Origin of the sequence: Pseudonocardia halophobica, from assembly GCF_050948485.1 — a bacterium.
Lineage (GTDB): Bacteria > Actinomycetota > Actinomycetes > Mycobacteriales > Pseudonocardiaceae > Pseudonocardia > Pseudonocardia halophobica.
Window position 1 is genome coordinate 3,470,820 of sequence record NZ_CP192046.1, and the last position, 15,955, is coordinate 3,486,774.

Here is a 15,955-nt window from a genome sequence, read left to right on the forward strand (position 1 = left end):
TCTTTCGTCCCCTTCGCCTCGTTCGGCACCGGCGGGGTCGACCCGGCGGACCGCCGGTGACAGCCTCCCGACAGGAGGCCGACAGCAGGCCCGGCCATCGTCGTCGGCGAGAGAAGGGGGAGACCCATGACCGCCACCGACACGACCGCCACCACAGCGCCGACCGGGACCGCCGAGTCCCTGACCGAACGGCTCTTCGCCGCCGTGCTCGCCACGATGGACGTCCACGCCGTGTACCTCGGCGACCGGCTCGGCTACTACCGCGCGCTCGCCGACGGCCCGGACGGCACCGCCCTGACTCCGGCCGAGCTCGCCGCACGCACCGGCACCGCCGAGCGCTACACCCGGGAGTGGTGCGAGCAGCAGGCCGTCACCGGGATCCTGACGGCCGACGCCGAGCCCGACGGCGCCGCCCGCCGCTACGCGCTGCCGGTCGAGCACCGGGCCGCGCTGGTCGACGTCCTGTCCCTGGACCACGTCGTCCCGCTCGCCCGGCTCGCGCTGGGGTGCGCCAAGCAGACGGATCTGCTCGCCGAGGCCTTCCGCACCGGCGGCGGCGTCTCGTGGGCACAGCACGGCACCGACGCCCGCGAGGGCCAGGCCGCCGCCAACCGGCCGCTGTTCCTCGGGCCCCTCGGCCGCGAGTACCTGCCCTCGGTCCCCGACATCGACGCGACGCTGCGGGCCGGGGCCCGGGTCGCCGACGTCGGCTGCGGGCACGGCTGGTCGGCGATCGGGATCGCCCTGGCCTACCCCGAGGTGACCGTCGACGGCTTCGACCTCGACGAACCGTCCGTCGAGGCCGCCCGCCGCAACGCGCGGGAGGCGGGGGTGGCCGACCGGGTCCGCTTCCACCTGGCCGACGCCGGTTCGGCCGACGGCGTCTACGACGTGGTCTTCGCCTTCGAGTGCATCCACGACCTGCCCGACCCCGTCGCGGTCCTGGAGGCGATGCGCGGGCTCGGCGGGACCGTCGTGGTCATGGACGAGCGGGTGGCCGAGACGTTCGCGGCGCCCGGCGACGAGATCGAGCGGCTCATGTACGGCTACAGCCTGCTGTGCTGCCTCGCCGACGGGATGGCCCACGAGGACTCCGCCGGCACCGGCACCGTGATGCGGCCGGACACCCTGCGCCGCTACGCCCGCGAGGCGGGGTTCGCGGACCTGGAGATCCTCGACATCGAGAACGACTTCTTCCGCTTCTACCGCCTGGTGCGCTGATCGGGGAGGCCGGACCTCCCGGAGTCCTCACGCCACCGGCAGCGCCTCCGTCAGGGCCTCCGTCAGGAGCGCGACGAGCGCGGCGTGCTGCACGTCGGCCGAGGACCCGACCTCCTCGTCCGAGCCGTCGAGCGCCTGGGCGGCGAGGCCGGCCTTGCCGTCGATCAGCTCGGCGATCCTGGCGTCGATGGTCTGCGCGGCGATGATGCGCCACGCGGTGACCGGCTCCGTCTGGCCGATGCGGTGGCTGCGGTCGATGGCCTGCGTCTGCTCGGCGGCGGTCCACGAGAGCTCCGCGAGGACGATGTTCGACGCGACCTGCAGGTTGAGGCCGACGCCGGCCGCGGTCAGCGAGCAGACCGCGACGGAGACCTCCGGGTCGTTGACGAAGGCGTCGATGTTGCGCTGCCGGACGGCCGACGTCTGGTCGCCGCGGATCGAGGAGAACCGGACACCCTGCTTGGTGAAGGTCTCCTCCGCGGCGTCCATGACGTCGACGTGCTTGGCGAAGAACACCACCTTGCCCGCGCTGCGGGCGAGCTGGGCGGCGTAGTCCGCGGCGAGGGCCGCCTTCGCCTGGCCGATGCGGCGCATCATGCCGAAGACGTTGTCGCCGCTCGACGCCTCGGCCGCGTCCTTCTGCTCCCACCGGGCCACCCGGCGCACGAGATCGTGGTCGATGCCCTCGACGACCGCGCCGGACCGGCGGGTGGCCAGGGCGTCCTCGTAGCGCGCCACCAGGCGCCGGGCGAGGTCGCGTTCGGCCGCCCGGATCGAGCGGCCGACGGCCCCGTCGAGCTCGACGGGGAGGTCGGCGATGCGCCGCGCGGGGATGTCGGCGGCGACGTCGACCTTGCGGCGGCGGACGATGCCGCGGTCCACGACCGCCTGGCGGGCGGCGCGGTAGAAGCCCGGGTCGGCGGGGGTGAGGCCGGTCGCGGCGAGGGCGTCCATCAGCTCGGCGCGCGGCCTCGTCCCGTCGATCCACCCGAGGAACTGCCAGATGGCGAGGAAGTCCTCGATGTCGTTGATCAGCGGGGTGCCGGTCAGGGCCATCAGCAGCGGCCGCGCGGTGAAGGACCGGATGCGGTCGGAGATCTCCAGGACGTGCTGCGAGCGCTGGGAGGACTTGTTCTTGATGAAGTGGGCCTCGTCGACGACCATCCCGCGGAAGCCGAAGTCGCCGATCCAGCCCACGTGCCGGTCGAGGACCTCGTAGTTGACGACGACGATGTCGGCGAAGCCGTCGACGGACTCGCCGTTGCCGTGGATCGCGGTGGCCGCGCGGCGGGGCGTCCAGATGCCGGCCTCGCGCACCCAGTTCGTCTTGACGACGTTGGGCACGACGACCAGCAGGGGATAGGCGTCGGCGGCGTCGGCGGCGAGCAGGGCCTGGGCCGTCTTGCCCAGCCCCGGCTCGTCGGCGAGCAGGAAGGTGCGGTGGCCGGCCGCGGCCGCGGCGACCACGCCGGCCTGGTGCGGCATCAGCTCGCGGTCGCTCCCGCCCGGGGCTCGCCGGGTGGACGGCGCGGAGTCGGCCGTCGGCAGGGCCATGCACGCCGCGGTGCCGGCGCCGGCCCGCTCGAACGACCGCAGCAGCGGCCCGAGCAGCTCCCAGCCCGCGAGCGGGGTGGGACGGGGTGCGGCCGGCCGGGTGGCGGAGAAGTCGGGGGCGAGGAACGGGTTCGCCATCTGCCGCGAGACCACCGACTGCGGAACGACACGGGGTCTGGCGGGGGCGGCGGGGGCCTCCACGACCGGGGCCGGGACCTCCTCCTCGGGGGCGGTCTCGATGCCCGCCTTCCGCAGGACCGTGCGGGTGAGGGAACGGGCCTCGTCGGAGACGACGGCGTCCTCCTCGAGGAGCGCCAGCAGGGTGGGCTCGCGGACGGCGCTCATGGCGAGGGCCTTCGCGATGCCGTCGAGCCGCTTGAGCTTCTCGGTGCGCTGCCGGTCGCGGGCGTTGTCATCCGCCCGGACCCGGGCGCGCTCCTGGCGCAGCAGAAGCGCGACCGCCTGGAACTTGGTGCGCGTCGCGGGTGTCACCCGGCCGTTCCGCAGGGCGGTCTCGACCTCGCGGACGGAGCGCGCCAGCACCGACATGACGTCCTCGGTGCGTTCACGGCCGCGTCGGTTCTGCGGGGCGCTACGGCGAGCCCTCGTCTGGGGCTTGCCTCGTCGAGCCACTCATTCCTCCTCGGAGATGCCCGGCAGGGCCGCCGCTGCGGCCGCGCCGCGCACAGTGCTGCGGTCGGGTGCGGGCGTGGCGGGGGGAGACCGAGACGGCTCCTCCGGGACGCCGCCGGTCCGGGTCTGCGTGAGATCACCGCCGCCGGGGCGTACAGCCCGCACACGGCACAACAGGAATTCCCGGTCGACGATTCCGCGACACCCACCGCGCAGGCCGGCCGTGACCGGATGCGCGGCGCCCAGCGAGGTGCCCGCGGAGTCCACAGTACCGCCCGGAGACCGGTCCCGGCGCCGCGACGCGCCGGAGAGCGATCACGGCGCCCTGCGGACCCGCAGGTCGCAGGTGGTGCCCCCGGTGAGACTCGAACTCACACTGGGCGGATTTTGAGTCCGCTGCCTCTGCCGATTGGGCTACGGGGGCCGGCAGGCCGCCCTCCGGCTCCGACTGTGTTCTCGCTCGCGTCGCGCGGGATCACACGGTCTGGGCAACCTGGACGCAACCCTATCGCCGCTACCCTGGGTCCTTGCGTTCGACCCGCATGCCTAAGGAGAACCCACCCGTGAGCCAGCCAGTGTCCGAGGACAAGACGACCGACGACGGACCCGCCGTCGGCTGGCGCGTCCTCGTGGTGGAGGACGAGGCGCTGATCCGCCTCGACCTGACCGAGATGCTCGGGGAAGAGGGATACCGGATCGCGGGCGAGGCCCCCGACGGTGAGGCGGCCATCGAGATGGCCCGCGACCTCAAGCCCGACCTCGTGATCATGGACGTCAAGATGCCGAAGAAGGACGGCATCGAGGCGGCCGCCACGATCGTCGAGGAGAAGATCGCGCCCGTCGTCATGCTCACCGCCTTCAGCCAGCGCGACCTCATCGAGCGTGCGCGCGACGCCGGCGCCATGGCCTACCTGGTCAAGCCGTTCGCCCGGCACGAGCTGGTGCCCGCGATCGAGCTCGCCGTGTCCCGCTTCGCCGAGAAGCGCGCCCTCGAGGACGAGGTCGCCTCCCTGCACGACCGGTTCGAGACCCGCAAGGTCGTCGACCGCGCCAAGGGCCTGCTGATGGCCAAGCAGAGCATGACCGAGCCCGAGGCCTTCCGGTGGATCCAGCGCACCGCGATGGACCGCCGCACCACGATGAAGGCGGTCGCCGAGGCCGTCATCGAGGGGCTCGCCCCCGCGAAGGGCTGAGCGGAGCTCGCGGAGCGAACATCAGCTCTGAGCGGAGCTCGCGGAGCGGACATCAGCGCCGCTCCCGCACCGCACCGCACGTCGTCGCGAGGCCGTCCGGCAGACCGCCGGGGCGGCCTCGCGCCGTTCTCCGACCCGTGCGCTTGATCGTTACCCTGCGGTAATGGCCCCACGGGAAGTGCGAGCTTCACCACGTGCTAACAGCGTCTGTGCTGGTCAGCGCGCTGCCGCTTGATAACGATCTGATAACTCGGCACTCCGGGTGAGGCTGCGGTGACGCTGCGCGATATCCGGTTGCGGTCTGGTAAAGCTGCCGCCGCTCGGGATGACGCCGCACCCGCCGGTGACCTAACGTCCGCGGCGCTTCCGGCGTCTGTCCGGGGGCCTGGCGGGCGCTCGGGGGGACCGCCGTCGACGTGGTTGGCACGGAAGGACAGAACATGAGTCGGACGCGGAAGGTCGCAGCGACCGCCGCCCTGCTCGCGGGGGCCCTCGCCCTCACCGCGTGCAGCACCAACCGGGAAGAGGCGACGGGCGGGGGCGGAGGTTCCTGCGACACCAGCAAGGGGACCCTCGTCGTCGGGTTCATCGCCCCGCTGTCCGGCAGCCTCTCGGCGCTGGGCCTCGGCATGAAGAACTCCACCGACCTCGCGGTCAACCAGGCCAACCAGAACTGCACGGTGCCCGGGTACCGGCTCGCGCTGCAGGCCGAGGACGACCAGGCCACCGCCCAGATCGCCGGTCAGGCCGCCACCAAGCTGGCCTCGGACCCGAACGTCGTCGGCGTCATCGGGACCCTGAACTCCTCGACCGCCCAGTCGGCGGCGCCGATCCTGGCCAACAAGAAGATCGTCGAGATCTCGCCGGCCAACACCAACCCGGCGCTGACCCAGGGCGACAACTACCAGACCGCCCCGTCGCGGCCGAACGCCACGTACTTCCGCACCGCGACCACGGACGCCATCCAGGGCCCGTTCGCGGCGCAGTACATGGTGCAGAAGGCCGGCAAGAAGAACATCGCGGTGATCGACGACGGCAAGACCTACGGCGCGGGCCTCGCGTCGCAGTTCGCCGCCGAGGCCGAGAAGCTCGGCGCCACGGTGGTCGCGCGCGAGAAGGTCGGCGAGAAGGACACGGACTTCTCCGGCGTCATCGCCAAGATCCGCCCGACCAACCCCGACGCGGTCTACTACGGCGGCGAGTACCCGGTGGCCGGCCCGCTGTCGAAGCAGCTGGCCGACGCGGGCCTCAACATCCCGCTGATGGGCGGCGACGGCATCGTCGACAAGACCTACGTCTCGCTCGGGGGTCGCGAGGGCGACCTGGCGACCAACGTCGGGGCCCCGCCGGAGCAACTGCCCAGCGCCAAGGCCTTCATCGACGCCTATCAGCAGGCCGGCTACTCCGAGCCGTACAGCGCCTACGGCGCGCTGACCTACGACGCCGCGAACGTCCTGATCCAGGGCCTGGCGAAGGCGGTCGGCAACGGCACCTTCTCCGACGCCACCCGAGACGGTCTGATCCAGGCGGTCCAGGCCACCAACCTCCAGGGTGCGACGGGCGCCATCTCCTTCGACCAGTACGGCGACACCACCAACAAGGTGCTGACCGTCTACTCGGTCCAGGGTGGCGAGTTCAAGCCGCTGGAGACGGGCACCTACCCGGCCAGCTGACGCGCGTCCCCCGACCCGGGGGTACGCGACGAGGACGCACGTGAGCGGGGACGGGACACCACCCGTCCCCGCTCGTGCACGCGGTGGAGGAGACCCCTCGTTTGTCCACGTTCCTGTCCCAGATCGCGAACGGGCTGGTGCTCGGTTCGCTGATCGCGCTGATCGCGCTCGGCTACACGATGGTCTACGGGATCATCACGCTGATCAACTTCGCGCACGGTGAGATCTTCATGATCGGCGCGTACGGCGGCCTGGCCACGATCACCTACCTGCTGCCCACGGTGATCCTCACGCAGTGGTACTTCGCCCTGCCGATCGTCCTGGTCGTGGGAGCGCTGGTGGCGATGCTGGTGGCGATCGCCATGGAGCGCTTCGCCTACCGGCCGCTCCGCAACGCTCCACGGCTGGCTCCGCTGATCACCGCACTCGGCGTGTCGGTGGCCCTGCAGGAGGCGGTCCGCGTCTTCTACCCGGGCGCCACGGCGGCGCTCCCGTTCCCGAACCTGTTCATCGAGGGCGCCGTCGTCATCCCGATCGGCGACGGCGTGGTGATCCGGTACACCGGCATCCTGCTGATCGTCGTCTCGCTGGTGCTCGCCTTCGCGTTGGAGCGCTTCGTCGAGCAGACCCGGCTGGGCCGGGCGATGCGGGCGACCTCGCAGGACCGGGACGTCGCCCGGCTGATGGGCATCGACCCCGACCGCGTCATCGTGCTGACGTTCGCCATCGGCGGCGCGCTCGCCGGCGTGGCGGGCGTGCTGTACGGGAGCTACCTCAACAACATCAACATCGACATGGGCTTCCAGAACGGCATCTTCGCCTTCACCGCGGCCGTGCTCGGCGGGATCGGCAACATCCGCGGCGCGGTGGTCGGCGGCCTGGTGATCGGGCTGGTCAAGGCCTTGGGCGGGCAGTACCTGCCCGGCGGCACGGCCTACGACTACGTCTGGATCTTCGTCGTGCTGATCATCGTCCTGGTGTTCCGGCCCCAGGGCTTCTTCGGCGAGTCCGAGCGGGTGCGCGCATGACCACCACCGCGACCCCCGAGACCCCGGCATCGCCCACGGCCCGGCCGCGGCACACCGGCCGGCTCGCCGGGCTGCTCGACGCCGTGGCCCCGAGGTCGACGGTCCTCATGATCGTCGGCGGGGTGCTCACGGTCGTGGGCGCCTACTTGCCCTGGGTCACGTTCGTGCTCAACGAGGGGCCCTACCCGGAGAAGGCGAGCCTCAACTTCTTCGTCGACCCGTTCGGGGTCACCGGCTTCCGGCTGCACCTGGTGATCCTGGGGCTGGCCGCGATCGTGGTGGCCGCCCTGCGCCGGATCCCGGCGCGCCACCGCATCGTGCGCGGGCTCGGGATCGGCGCCACTGTCATCGCCCTGATCAACGGCCTGTGGATCACGGTCGAGGGCGGCGGGCTCGGCGCGATCACCGCCTCGGAGGGGGCGATCGCCTTCGGCTCGATCGTCACGCTGGTCGGCGGACTGGTCACCGTGCTCGGCGCGAGCGCGGGCGGGCTCGAGCCCAAGCCGGTGTGGACCTGGACGCTGCCCTGGTGGGTGGAGTGGATCCTGCTCGTCGTGCTGTTCGTGATCGTGCTGCTGCTGGTCGCGGCGGTGCTCACGAGCGGCGGGCAGGGCGGGGTCGTGAACCCCTATGCCGGCGTCGTGTTCCTGTCGCTGCTGGCGGCCCTGGCCGCCGCGCTCGCCGCGCTCAACGCCTCCGGCCTCCTCAGCTGGGTCTCCGCGGTCTCCGAGCGGCACCGCGTGTTCAGCGTCGTCGTGCTGCTGATCGTGGCGCTGGTGCTGCCGCTGACCAGCGCCGGCACGGAGTACTGGATGACCGTGGCGTCGAACATCGGCGTCTACGCCGCCACCGCGATCGGGCTCAACATCGTGGTCGGGCTCGCCGGCCTGCTCGACCTCGGGTACGTCGCGTTCCTGGGCATCGGCGCCTTCGTGGCGGCGAACCTGTCCGGCGCGGCCGCCTCCAAGATCGGCATCCACCTGCCGTTCCTGCTGGTCATGGTGATCTCGGCCGTGGTGGCGGGGCTCTTCGGGGCCATCGTCGGCTCGCCGACGCTGCGGGTGCGCGGCGACTACCTCGCGATCGTCACGCTCGCCTTCGGTGAGATCTTCGTGCGCAGCGCGCAGAACAACATCGGCGGCCTCACCGGCGGTGCGAACGCCATCCCGAACATCCCGGCGATCGGGCTGGGGGGCTTCCGCTTCTCCGACTCGATCATGGTCGGGGGTGTGCGGCTGCCGTCCGGCGTCATGTACTACTTCGCGATCGTGCTGCTGGTCGCGGCCGTCATGCTGGTGTTCGCGCACCTCAAGAACTCGCGGCTCGGCCGGGCATGGATCGCGATCCGCGAGGACGAGGACGCCGCCCGGGCCATGGGCATCCGGACCGGTCCCATCAAGATCCTGGCCTTCCTGATCGGCGCGACCCTGGCCGGACTCGCCGGCGCGTTCTTCGCGCACAAGACGAGCGTCGTGGCCTACGACAGCTTCAAGTTCCTCGAGTCGGTCACGCTGCTCGCCGCGGTCATCCTCGGCGGCATGGGCACGATCCCCGGCGCCGTGCTCGGCGCGTCGATCCTGTTCGTGCTCCCGGAGAAGCTGCGCGAGTTCGCCGACTACCGGCTGCTGATCTTCGGGCTCGCCCTGGTGCTCATCATGCGGTTCCGGCCGCAGGGCATCGTGCCGGACCGGCACCGCAAGGCGGAGCTGACCGACCCCGACGTCGAGGACGTCGCCAAGGAGGGCCCCGGGCCCCTTCCGACGAGGGTGGAGCCGTGAGCGAGAACCCCCGGGCCACGGCCGGCACGCCCACGGCCGGCACGCCCACCGACGGCACCTCCGCGGCCGAGGCCGTGGCGGAGGTGGAGGCCCCGCCCGAGGAGGTCACCGCCGAGCTCGCCGAGGACATGCACATCGCCACCGGCACCCGGGAGCCGATCCTGGTGTCGTCCGGTGTGACGATGCAGTTCGGCGGCCTGCGTGCGCTCAGCGACGTGAACCTGTCGCTGCACGAGGGCGAGATCATCGGCCTGATCGGGCCCAACGGGGCGGGGAAGACGACCTTCTTCAACTGCCTCACCGGGCTCTACACGCCGACCTCGGGCCAGGTCACGCTGCGCGGCAGGGCGATGCCGCAGGACCCGGCGCGGGTCACGGAGGCGGGCGTGGCCCGGACGTTCCAGAACATCCGGCTCTTCCCCTCGATGACCGCCACGGAGAACGTGCTGGTCGGGCGGCACGTGCGGATGAAGCAGGGGCCGATCTCGTCGCTGCTGCACGGGCCGCGGTTCCGGCGCAGCGAGGCCGAGGCGGCCGAGCGCGCGGAGAAGCTCCTCGCCTTCGTCGGGCTGACCCGCTTCTCCGACGAGCTCGCCCGCAACCTGCCCTACGGCGACCAGCGGCGGCTCGAGATCGCCCGCGCGCTCGCCACGGACCCGTCGGTGCTGCTGCTCGACGAGCCCACCGCGGGCATGAACGCGCAGGAGACCGAGGCCACCCGGCAGCTGATCTTCGCGATCCGGGACCTGGGCGTGTCGGTGGTCGTGATCGAGCACGACACCAAGTTCATCTTCACGCTGTGCGACCGGGTGCTGGTGCTGGTCCAGGGCGAGCTGCTGGTCGAGGGCTCGCCGGACGAGGTGCGCGGCGACCCCCGGGTCGTGGAGGCCTACCTCGGCGCCCCGCCCGAGGAGGTCTCGGCGCAGCTGCAGACCGGCGGTGCGGCGGACGGGGCCGGCACGGCAGAGGGGAAGTCCGAGTAATGGCGTTCCTGTCCGTCCGCGACCTGGTGGTCGCCTACGGCGCCATCCAGGCCGTCCGCGGCGTGACCTTCGACGTCGAGCAGGGCCAGATCGTCTCCCTGATCGGCTCGAACGGCGCCGGCAAGACGACCACGCTGCGCACCCTGTCCGGGCTGCTCCGGCCCGTCTCCGGGACGATCGAGTTCGACGGCACGCCGATCCAGAAGATGCCGGCGCACGAGATCCTCTCCCGGGGCGTGGCGCACAGCCCGGAGGGCCGCCGGCTCTTCGCCCGCATGTCGGTCGAGGAGAACCTGCGGCTCGGGGCCTACACCCGCAGGGACGAGGCCGGCGTCGCGCAGGACATGCAGCGCGTGTTCGACCTGTTCCCGGTGCTGGGTGAGCGGCGCGCCAACAAGGCCGGGCTGTTCTCCGGCGGTGAGCAGCAGATGCTCGCGATCGGCCGCGCGCTGATGTCCCGGCCGAAGCTGCTCATGCTCGACGAGCCGTCCATGGGGCTCTCGCCGATCATGACCCAGCGGATCTTCGACACCGTCAGGGAGCTGCGGGACGAGGGCACCACGGTGCTCCTGGTCGAGCAGAATGCGCTGGCCGCGCTGGCGTTGTCGGACAAGGCCTACGTGATCGACCTCGGCCGCACCACGCTGTCCGGCACGGGCGCCGAGCTCCTCGCCGACCCGCGGGTGCAGGAGGCCTACCTCGGCGAGAACGTCGGCACCTGACACTCCCGCTCGGTGCACCAACGGCACTTTCGCTCACGTGGTATGAGCGAGAGTGCCGTTCGTGCACTCAGATCGTCGGCTCGGTGTCCCGGTGCAGGCAGGTGAGCTTGGCGGTGCAGGTCCGGCGGCCCTGCTCGTCGGTCAGCACGATCTCGTGGGTCGAGGTGCTGCGGCCGACGTGGATGGGCCGGGCCACGCCCGTCACGAACCCCTCGGTGGCCGCGCGGTGGTGCGTGCACGCCAGCTCGAGCCCGACCGGGAAGCGCTCCGGGAGCGCGTGCATCGCCGCGAGCACCGAGCCGAGCGTCTCCGCCAGCACGCCGCTCGCCCCGCCGTGCAGCAGGCCGTAGGGCTGGCGGTTGCCGTCGACCGGCATCCGCCCCCGCACCTCCTCCAGCGACGCGGAGAGGATCTCGATCCCCATCCGGTCGTTCAGCTGGCCGGCCACCGTGGGGCCGTGCAGGGAGGGGAGCTGGGAGGCGTCGATCGGCACCGTCCGAATCTAGCCACCCGTGAGTGCCTACTGACCCTAGAGGGGCGGTAGGCACTCACGACCCCGATGGACCTGCGCCTTCACGCCCAGACGACGTCGGCGCCGGCCCGCGTCGCGACGGCCTTCCGGACAGCGGCCGGCAGCCGGGTGAACGCCCGCACCGTGATCGTGTCGGCGGAGCGCTCCCGCACCCCGGCCACCCGCCCGTCGACGACGAGCACCGGCGAGATCCAGCCGGCCGTGCGGCTGACCTCGGACTCCCGCCCCTCCGGGATCGCCCGCCGGCGGTGGCTGAGCGGCGCGATCACCCACGGGTCGAAGCCGGGCAGCAGGAACGGGCCGTCGCCGGGGTGGTCTCCCGCGGCCGGGACGGCGGCGAGCGCGTCGGCGTCCTCGGCCCGGACCACGAACCCCGCCTCGTCGTCGATCTCGACCGGCACCACCGGCGCGGCGTTGATCCACCGCTTCGCCGGCGCGGGCTGTTCGCCCCACCACCGCGCGACGTCGGCCGGGGTCGCCGGGCCGTTGGCGGCCAGGAAGCGCAGCAGGACGGCCCGGTTGGCCTCGTCGGCCGCCCACCCGTCGAGCGGGCGGCCGAGCCAGCCGGCGGGGGAGACGAAGGTGCCGTCCGGCCCCGAGCAGAGCAGCCCGCGGGCGGCGGCCGGCTTCAGCAGCGCGCCCCAGCTCGTCGCCAGCGGCCCGGCCACCTCCGGCCGGCCGAGGTCCGCGCACACCCGCTCGACGAGCCCGGCGCGGGTGACCGGCACCGCGTCGAGCACCCGCCCGATCGCGGCCGTGATCGCGTGCAGGGTCTCGCCGGAGACGCCGTGCTCCCGCTCCCACGAGGGCGGGAAGCGGCGCCGCGACTCGCGGTCGGTGAGCGCCGCCGCCCACAGCCCGAGCTCGTCGGCCGGCAACAGGTGCAGCGTCCCGCGCATCGCCCAGGTCCGGACCAGGGCGCGCCGGGACCACAGGGCCGCGCCGACGCCGTCGGGACTCCCGCGGACGGCCGCGATCGCCACGCTGCTCGACGCGACCTGCGCATGGATGCCGGTCAGCCGGCGCGCGACCTCGACCGGGTCCGGTTCGCCGCGGGTCAGCAGCTGGCGCTCCGCCCGCCACCGCGTGACCTGCCGCCAGGTGACCCGCAGGGGGGTCATGCCGGGCGGTGGGTCACGAAGATCGCCGTGCCCGGGAACAGCTCGCCCCGCAGCGGCGACCACTGGCCCCACACCCGGTCGAAGCCGTCGGGCCACTCCGGCTCGACGAGGTCGTCGAGCACCAGGCCGGCCGCGACGACGTCCCGCACCCGGTCGCCCAGCGTCCGGTGGTGCTCGACGTAGGTCGCCCGGCCCTCGCCGTCGACCTCCAGGTAGGGGGTCCGGTCGAAGTACGACTGGGTGACGGTCAGCCCGCCCGGGCCCGGGTCGTCGGAGAACATCCAGCGCATGGGGTGGTTGACCGCGAACACCCAGCGGCCGCCAGGGCGCAGCACGCGGTGCACCTCGCGCATCACCTGCACCGGCTCGGCCACGAACGGCACCGCGCCGAAGGCCGAGCAGGCGAGGTCGAAGGACCCGTCGGCGAACGGCAGGTGCTCGGCGCCGGCCTGGACCAGCGGGACGTCGATCCCGGTCCGGGCGTTGAGGTCGGCGGCGGCCTGCAGCATGCCGCGGGACAGGTCCAGCGCGACGGGCCGGGCCCCCTGCGCCCGCAGCCAGCGCGAACACGGGGCCGAGCCGCACCCGACCTCCAGCACGCGACGCCCGGCGACCTGCCCGAGCAGCCCGGCCTCGGCCTCGTGCACGCCCTCGGGGCACCACACGAACTCGGCGTCGCCGATGTCCGGGCCGTGCTCGGCGAGGTAGTCGGCGGCGTCGGCGTCCCACCAGGCGCGGCTGGCCCGTTCGGACTCCGCGGCACCCACCGTCCGGCGGGCGATCCCGGCCGTCCCGAGCACCTCCTCGGCGCTCATCGCCGGTCCCGGCGGGGCGTCCGCGCGTTCATGATCGATCCACCCGACACGTGCAGCTCACGCCCCGGATCGTCCCAGTTCCGCACCGGGGACCCGCATTGCCCCGCTGATCGGGTGCCGCGTAGCATGAGCCGTACCCGTGGTCAACGTGCGCGGGGCCGACTCGAGCTGGTGCACGAGGGGCTCGCGGCGCTCGGTCACCCGCGGGGAATCGACGATCGAAGGTGACTGTTACACGCACCATCCAGTCACGGCTACATCCACCGACCGGCCGCCCGTGACGCGGCCACAACCGAAGACATCCACCGGAGCACCCCACTACATGTCCACCGACACCACCGCCGCCCCGACCACGCCGCAGGTCGCCGTCAACGACATCGGGTCGGAGGAGGACTTCCTCGCCGCCATCGACCAGACGATCAAGTACTTCAACGATGGCGACATCGTCGAGGGCACCATCGTCAAGGTCGACCGTGACGAGGTCCTGCTCGACATCGGCTACAAGACCGAGGGCGTCATCCCCTCGCGGGAGCTGTCGATCAAGCACGACGTCGACCCCGCCGAGGTCGTCGAGGTCGGCGAGTTCGTCGAGGCCCTCGTCCTCCAGAAGGAGGACAAGGAGGGTCGCCTGATCCTCTCCAAGAAGCGCGCCCAGTACGAGCGCGCCTGGGGCACGATCGAGGCCCTGAAGGAGGCGGACGAGCCCGTCGAGGGCACCGTCATCGAGGTCGTCAAGGGCGGCCTGATCCTGGACATCGGGCTCCGCGGCTTCCTGCCGGCCTCGCTGGTCGAGATGCGCCGCGTGCGCGACCTGCAGCCGTACGTCGGCCGCAAGATCGAGGCCAAGATCATCGAGCTGGACAAGAACCGCAACAACGTGGTCCTGTCCCGCCGCGCCTGGCTGGAGCAGACCCAGTCCGAGGTCCGCAGCGAGTTCCTCAACCAGCTGGCCCGCGGCCAGGTGCGCAAGGGCGTCGTCTCCTCGGTGGTCAACTTCGGTGCGTTCGTCGACCTCGGCGGCGTCGACGGCCTGGTGCACGTGTCCGAGCTGTCCTGGAAGCACATCGACCACCCGTCCGAGGTCGTCGAGGTGGGCCAGGAGGTCACGGTCGAGGTCCTCGACGTCGACCTGGACCGCGAGCGGGTCTCGCTGTCGCTGAAGGCGACGCAGGAGGACCCGTGGCGCCTCTACGCCCGGACCCACGCGATCGGCCAGATCGTCCCGGGCAAGGTCACCAAGCTCGTCCCGTTCGGTGCGTTCGTGCGCGTCGAGGAGGGCATCGAGGGCCTGGTCCACATCTCCGAGCTGGCCGAGCGCCACGTGGAGATCCCGGAGCAGGTCGTCCAGGTGGGCGACGACGCGATGGTCAAGGTTATCGACATCGACCTCGACCGGCGCCGCATCTCGCTCTCGCTGAAGCAGGCCAACGAGGGCATGACGATCGACACCGAGTTCGACCCCACCCGCTACGGCATGGCGGCGGAGTACGACGACCAGGGGAACTACATCTACCCCGAGGGCTTCGACGTCGACACCGGCGAGTGGAAGGAAGGCTACGACGAGGCCCGCGCGGCCTGGGAGAAGCAGTACGCCGAGGCGCACGAGCGCTACGAGCAGCACATGACGCAGATCCGCAAGGCCGCCGAGGCCGAGGAGGAGGCGGGTGCCGACACCGGCGCCGCCAACTACTCGTCCGGCGGCGGCGCCTCGCAGGAGGCGGAGAGCGGCGGGTCGCTGGCCAGCGACGAGCAGCTCGCGGCCCTGCGGGAGAAGCTCTCCGGCGGTGCGTGATCCCGGCCTGAGCGCCTGACGCTCGGTCGACCGAACGGCCCCGGTCCTTCGCGGACCGGGGCCGTTCGGCGTCCGGGGGTACTCCACCGGGTGTCGCGCGGATCACGATCGGGCTGCGTTCCGTGACGACCCTGGCGCGCCACGTGTGTCGATCATGCAGGGGGATCTACGGTTGATCCATGCGTGTCGGGGGGCGTGTGGTGGCGATGCTGGCCGTCGGGCTGGGCGTGCTGACCGCCTGTTCGACGGCGACCGGCGAGGAGTCGCTGCCCGTGCCGACCTTCACCGAGTCGGCGGCCGCCGGGTCCGGCGCCGGCCCCACGAAGATCGCCCTTCCGGATGACTGCGCCTCCCTGCTCGGCGCGGACGATCTCGGCGCCCTTTTCGCCCGCCCCATCGGGTCCACCGCGCTGCGCACCATCCGCGGCGTCCCGGAGCCGTCGGTCGGCCGCACCGAGCGGATCGGCTGCCGCTACTCCGCGAGCGGCCAGGGTGGCGGGAACACGCTGCTGGACATCAACATCGGCCGGTACGGCGACGCCGCGGCGGCCAAGCGGCAGTGGCAGCTCAACACCAACGCGGAGCGGTCGGACGGGCAGTCCCGCGACCTGTCGATCGGGGCCGCGCCCGCGGTCGCGGTCGAGCGGGGGACCGAGACGGTGCTCGCCGTGGTCTACGGCGTGGACACCCTGACCTTCGTGCTCCCGGCGGCCGCGCGGGCCCCGGGCGCCCCCGTCGACCGGCTCGTCGACCTGGCGCTGCGGGTGCTGCCCAAGGACGGTGCGACCCAGCCGGCCCCGCCGGAGACGAGCGCGCCGCCCGCGCCCGCGAGCGCGCCCTCGACCACCACGCCCCCGAAGGCGGTGCCGCCGGTGGCCGCCGCCGGGTGATCCACCCGCAGGTACGGTCG

Annotated in this window: 13 protein-coding genes and 1 tRNA gene; 9 read left to right on the forward strand and 5 right to left on the reverse strand. The window is 72.4% G+C overall.

Features of this window, described 5'->3' with window-relative positions; genetic code table 11:
• Positions 1-126 precede the first annotated feature (126 nt).
• Positions 127-1,221, forward strand: coding sequence for a class I SAM-dependent methyltransferase (locus ACQP04_RS16740; protein ID WP_433507955.1), 1,095 nt, complete (start codon positions 127-129; stop codon positions 1,219-1,221).
• Positions 1,222-1,248: 27 nt separating this feature from the next.
• Here ACQP04_RS16740 and ACQP04_RS16745 read toward each other — a convergent pair whose 3' ends face one another.
• Together ACQP04_RS16745 and ACQP04_RS16750 are read right to left on the reverse strand one after the other, a co-directional pair.
• Complete coding sequence (locus tag ACQP04_RS16745) at positions 1,249-3,324, reverse strand: DEAD/DEAH box helicase (RefSeq protein WP_433507956.1); 2,076 nt, start codon at positions 3,322-3,324, stop codon at positions 1,249-1,251.
• Between the two features lie 431 nt (positions 3,325-3,755).
• Positions 3,756-3,832 (reverse strand) — tRNA-Leu (locus ACQP04_RS16750).
• Positions 3,833-3,971: 139 nt separating this feature from the next.
• On the opposite strand from ACQP04_RS16750, the gene ACQP04_RS16755 reads away from it, so the two are divergent.
• The 6 genes from ACQP04_RS16755 to ACQP04_RS16780 all read left to right on the forward strand — a co-directional run bounded on the left by ACQP04_RS16755 (position 3,972) and on the right by ACQP04_RS16780 (position 10,785).
• A complete protein-coding gene (locus tag ACQP04_RS16755; protein ID WP_433507957.1) occupies positions 3,972-4,601 on the forward strand; it encodes an ANTAR domain-containing response regulator in 630 nt (209 codons plus the stop codon).
• A 440-nt stretch (positions 4,602-5,041) separates the two neighbouring features.
• A complete protein-coding gene (locus ACQP04_RS16760) occupies positions 5,042-6,274 on the forward strand; it encodes a branched-chain amino acid ABC transporter substrate-binding protein (RefSeq protein WP_433507958.1) in 1,233 nt (410 codons plus the stop codon).
• A 101-nt stretch (positions 6,275-6,375) separates the two neighbouring features.
• Positions 6,376-7,302 carry a branched-chain amino acid ABC transporter permease gene (locus tag ACQP04_RS16765; RefSeq protein WP_433507959.1) on the forward strand — a complete coding sequence of 309 codons (927 nt, stop codon included), beginning with the start codon at positions 6,376-6,378 and terminating at the stop codon, positions 7,300-7,302.
• The gene (locus tag ACQP04_RS16770; RefSeq protein ID WP_433507960.1) at positions 7,299-9,080 is read left to right on the forward strand and encodes a branched-chain amino acid ABC transporter permease; all 1,782 of its coding nucleotides are present in this window, start codon (positions 7,299-7,301) and stop codon (positions 9,078-9,080) included. The genes ACQP04_RS16765 and ACQP04_RS16770 overlap by 4 nt, the downstream gene beginning before the upstream one ends.
• Positions 9,077-10,063 carry an ABC transporter ATP-binding protein gene (locus ACQP04_RS16775; RefSeq protein ID WP_433507961.1) on the forward strand — a complete coding sequence of 329 codons (987 nt, stop codon included), beginning with the start codon at positions 9,077-9,079 and terminating at the stop codon, positions 10,061-10,063. The genes ACQP04_RS16770 and ACQP04_RS16775 overlap by 4 nt, the downstream gene beginning before the upstream one ends.
• Positions 10,063-10,785: an ABC transporter ATP-binding protein gene (locus ACQP04_RS16780; protein ID WP_433507962.1), complete on the forward strand. Its 723-nt coding sequence runs from the start codon at positions 10,063-10,065 to the stop codon at positions 10,783-10,785. Before ACQP04_RS16775 ends, ACQP04_RS16780 begins: the two co-directional genes overlap by 1 nt.
• A gap of 67 nt (positions 10,786-10,852) precedes the next feature.
• On the opposite strand, the gene ACQP04_RS16785 is transcribed toward ACQP04_RS16780, so the two are convergent.
• From ACQP04_RS16785 to ACQP04_RS16795, 3 genes are all read right to left on the reverse strand, one after another.
• The gene (locus ACQP04_RS16785) at positions 10,853-11,278 is read right to left on the reverse strand and encodes a hotdog fold thioesterase (RefSeq protein WP_433507963.1); all 426 of its coding nucleotides are present in this window, start codon (positions 11,276-11,278) and stop codon (positions 10,853-10,855) included.
• Between the two features lie 80 nt (positions 11,279-11,358).
• The gene (locus ACQP04_RS16790; protein ID WP_433507964.1) at positions 11,359-12,438 is read right to left on the reverse strand and encodes a DNA glycosylase AlkZ-like family protein; all 1,080 of its coding nucleotides are present in this window, start codon (positions 12,436-12,438) and stop codon (positions 11,359-11,361) included.
• A complete protein-coding gene (locus tag ACQP04_RS16795) occupies positions 12,435-13,253 on the reverse strand; it encodes a class I SAM-dependent methyltransferase (RefSeq protein ID WP_433507965.1) in 819 nt (272 codons plus the stop codon). The genes ACQP04_RS16790 and ACQP04_RS16795 overlap by 4 nt, the downstream gene beginning before the upstream one ends.
• A gap of 322 nt (positions 13,254-13,575) precedes the next feature.
• On the opposite strand from ACQP04_RS16795, the gene rpsA reads away from it, so the two are divergent.
• Together rpsA and ACQP04_RS16805 are read left to right on the forward strand one after the other, a co-directional pair.
• A complete protein-coding gene (rpsA, locus tag ACQP04_RS16800; RefSeq protein ID WP_433507966.1) occupies positions 13,576-15,045 on the forward strand; it encodes a 30S ribosomal protein S1 in 1,470 nt (489 codons plus the stop codon).
• A 179-nt stretch (positions 15,046-15,224) separates the two neighbouring features.
• Positions 15,225-15,935: a hypothetical protein gene (locus tag ACQP04_RS16805; protein WP_433507967.1), complete on the forward strand. Its 711-nt coding sequence runs from the start codon at positions 15,225-15,227 to the stop codon at positions 15,933-15,935.
• Positions 15,936-15,955 lie beyond the last annotated feature (20 nt).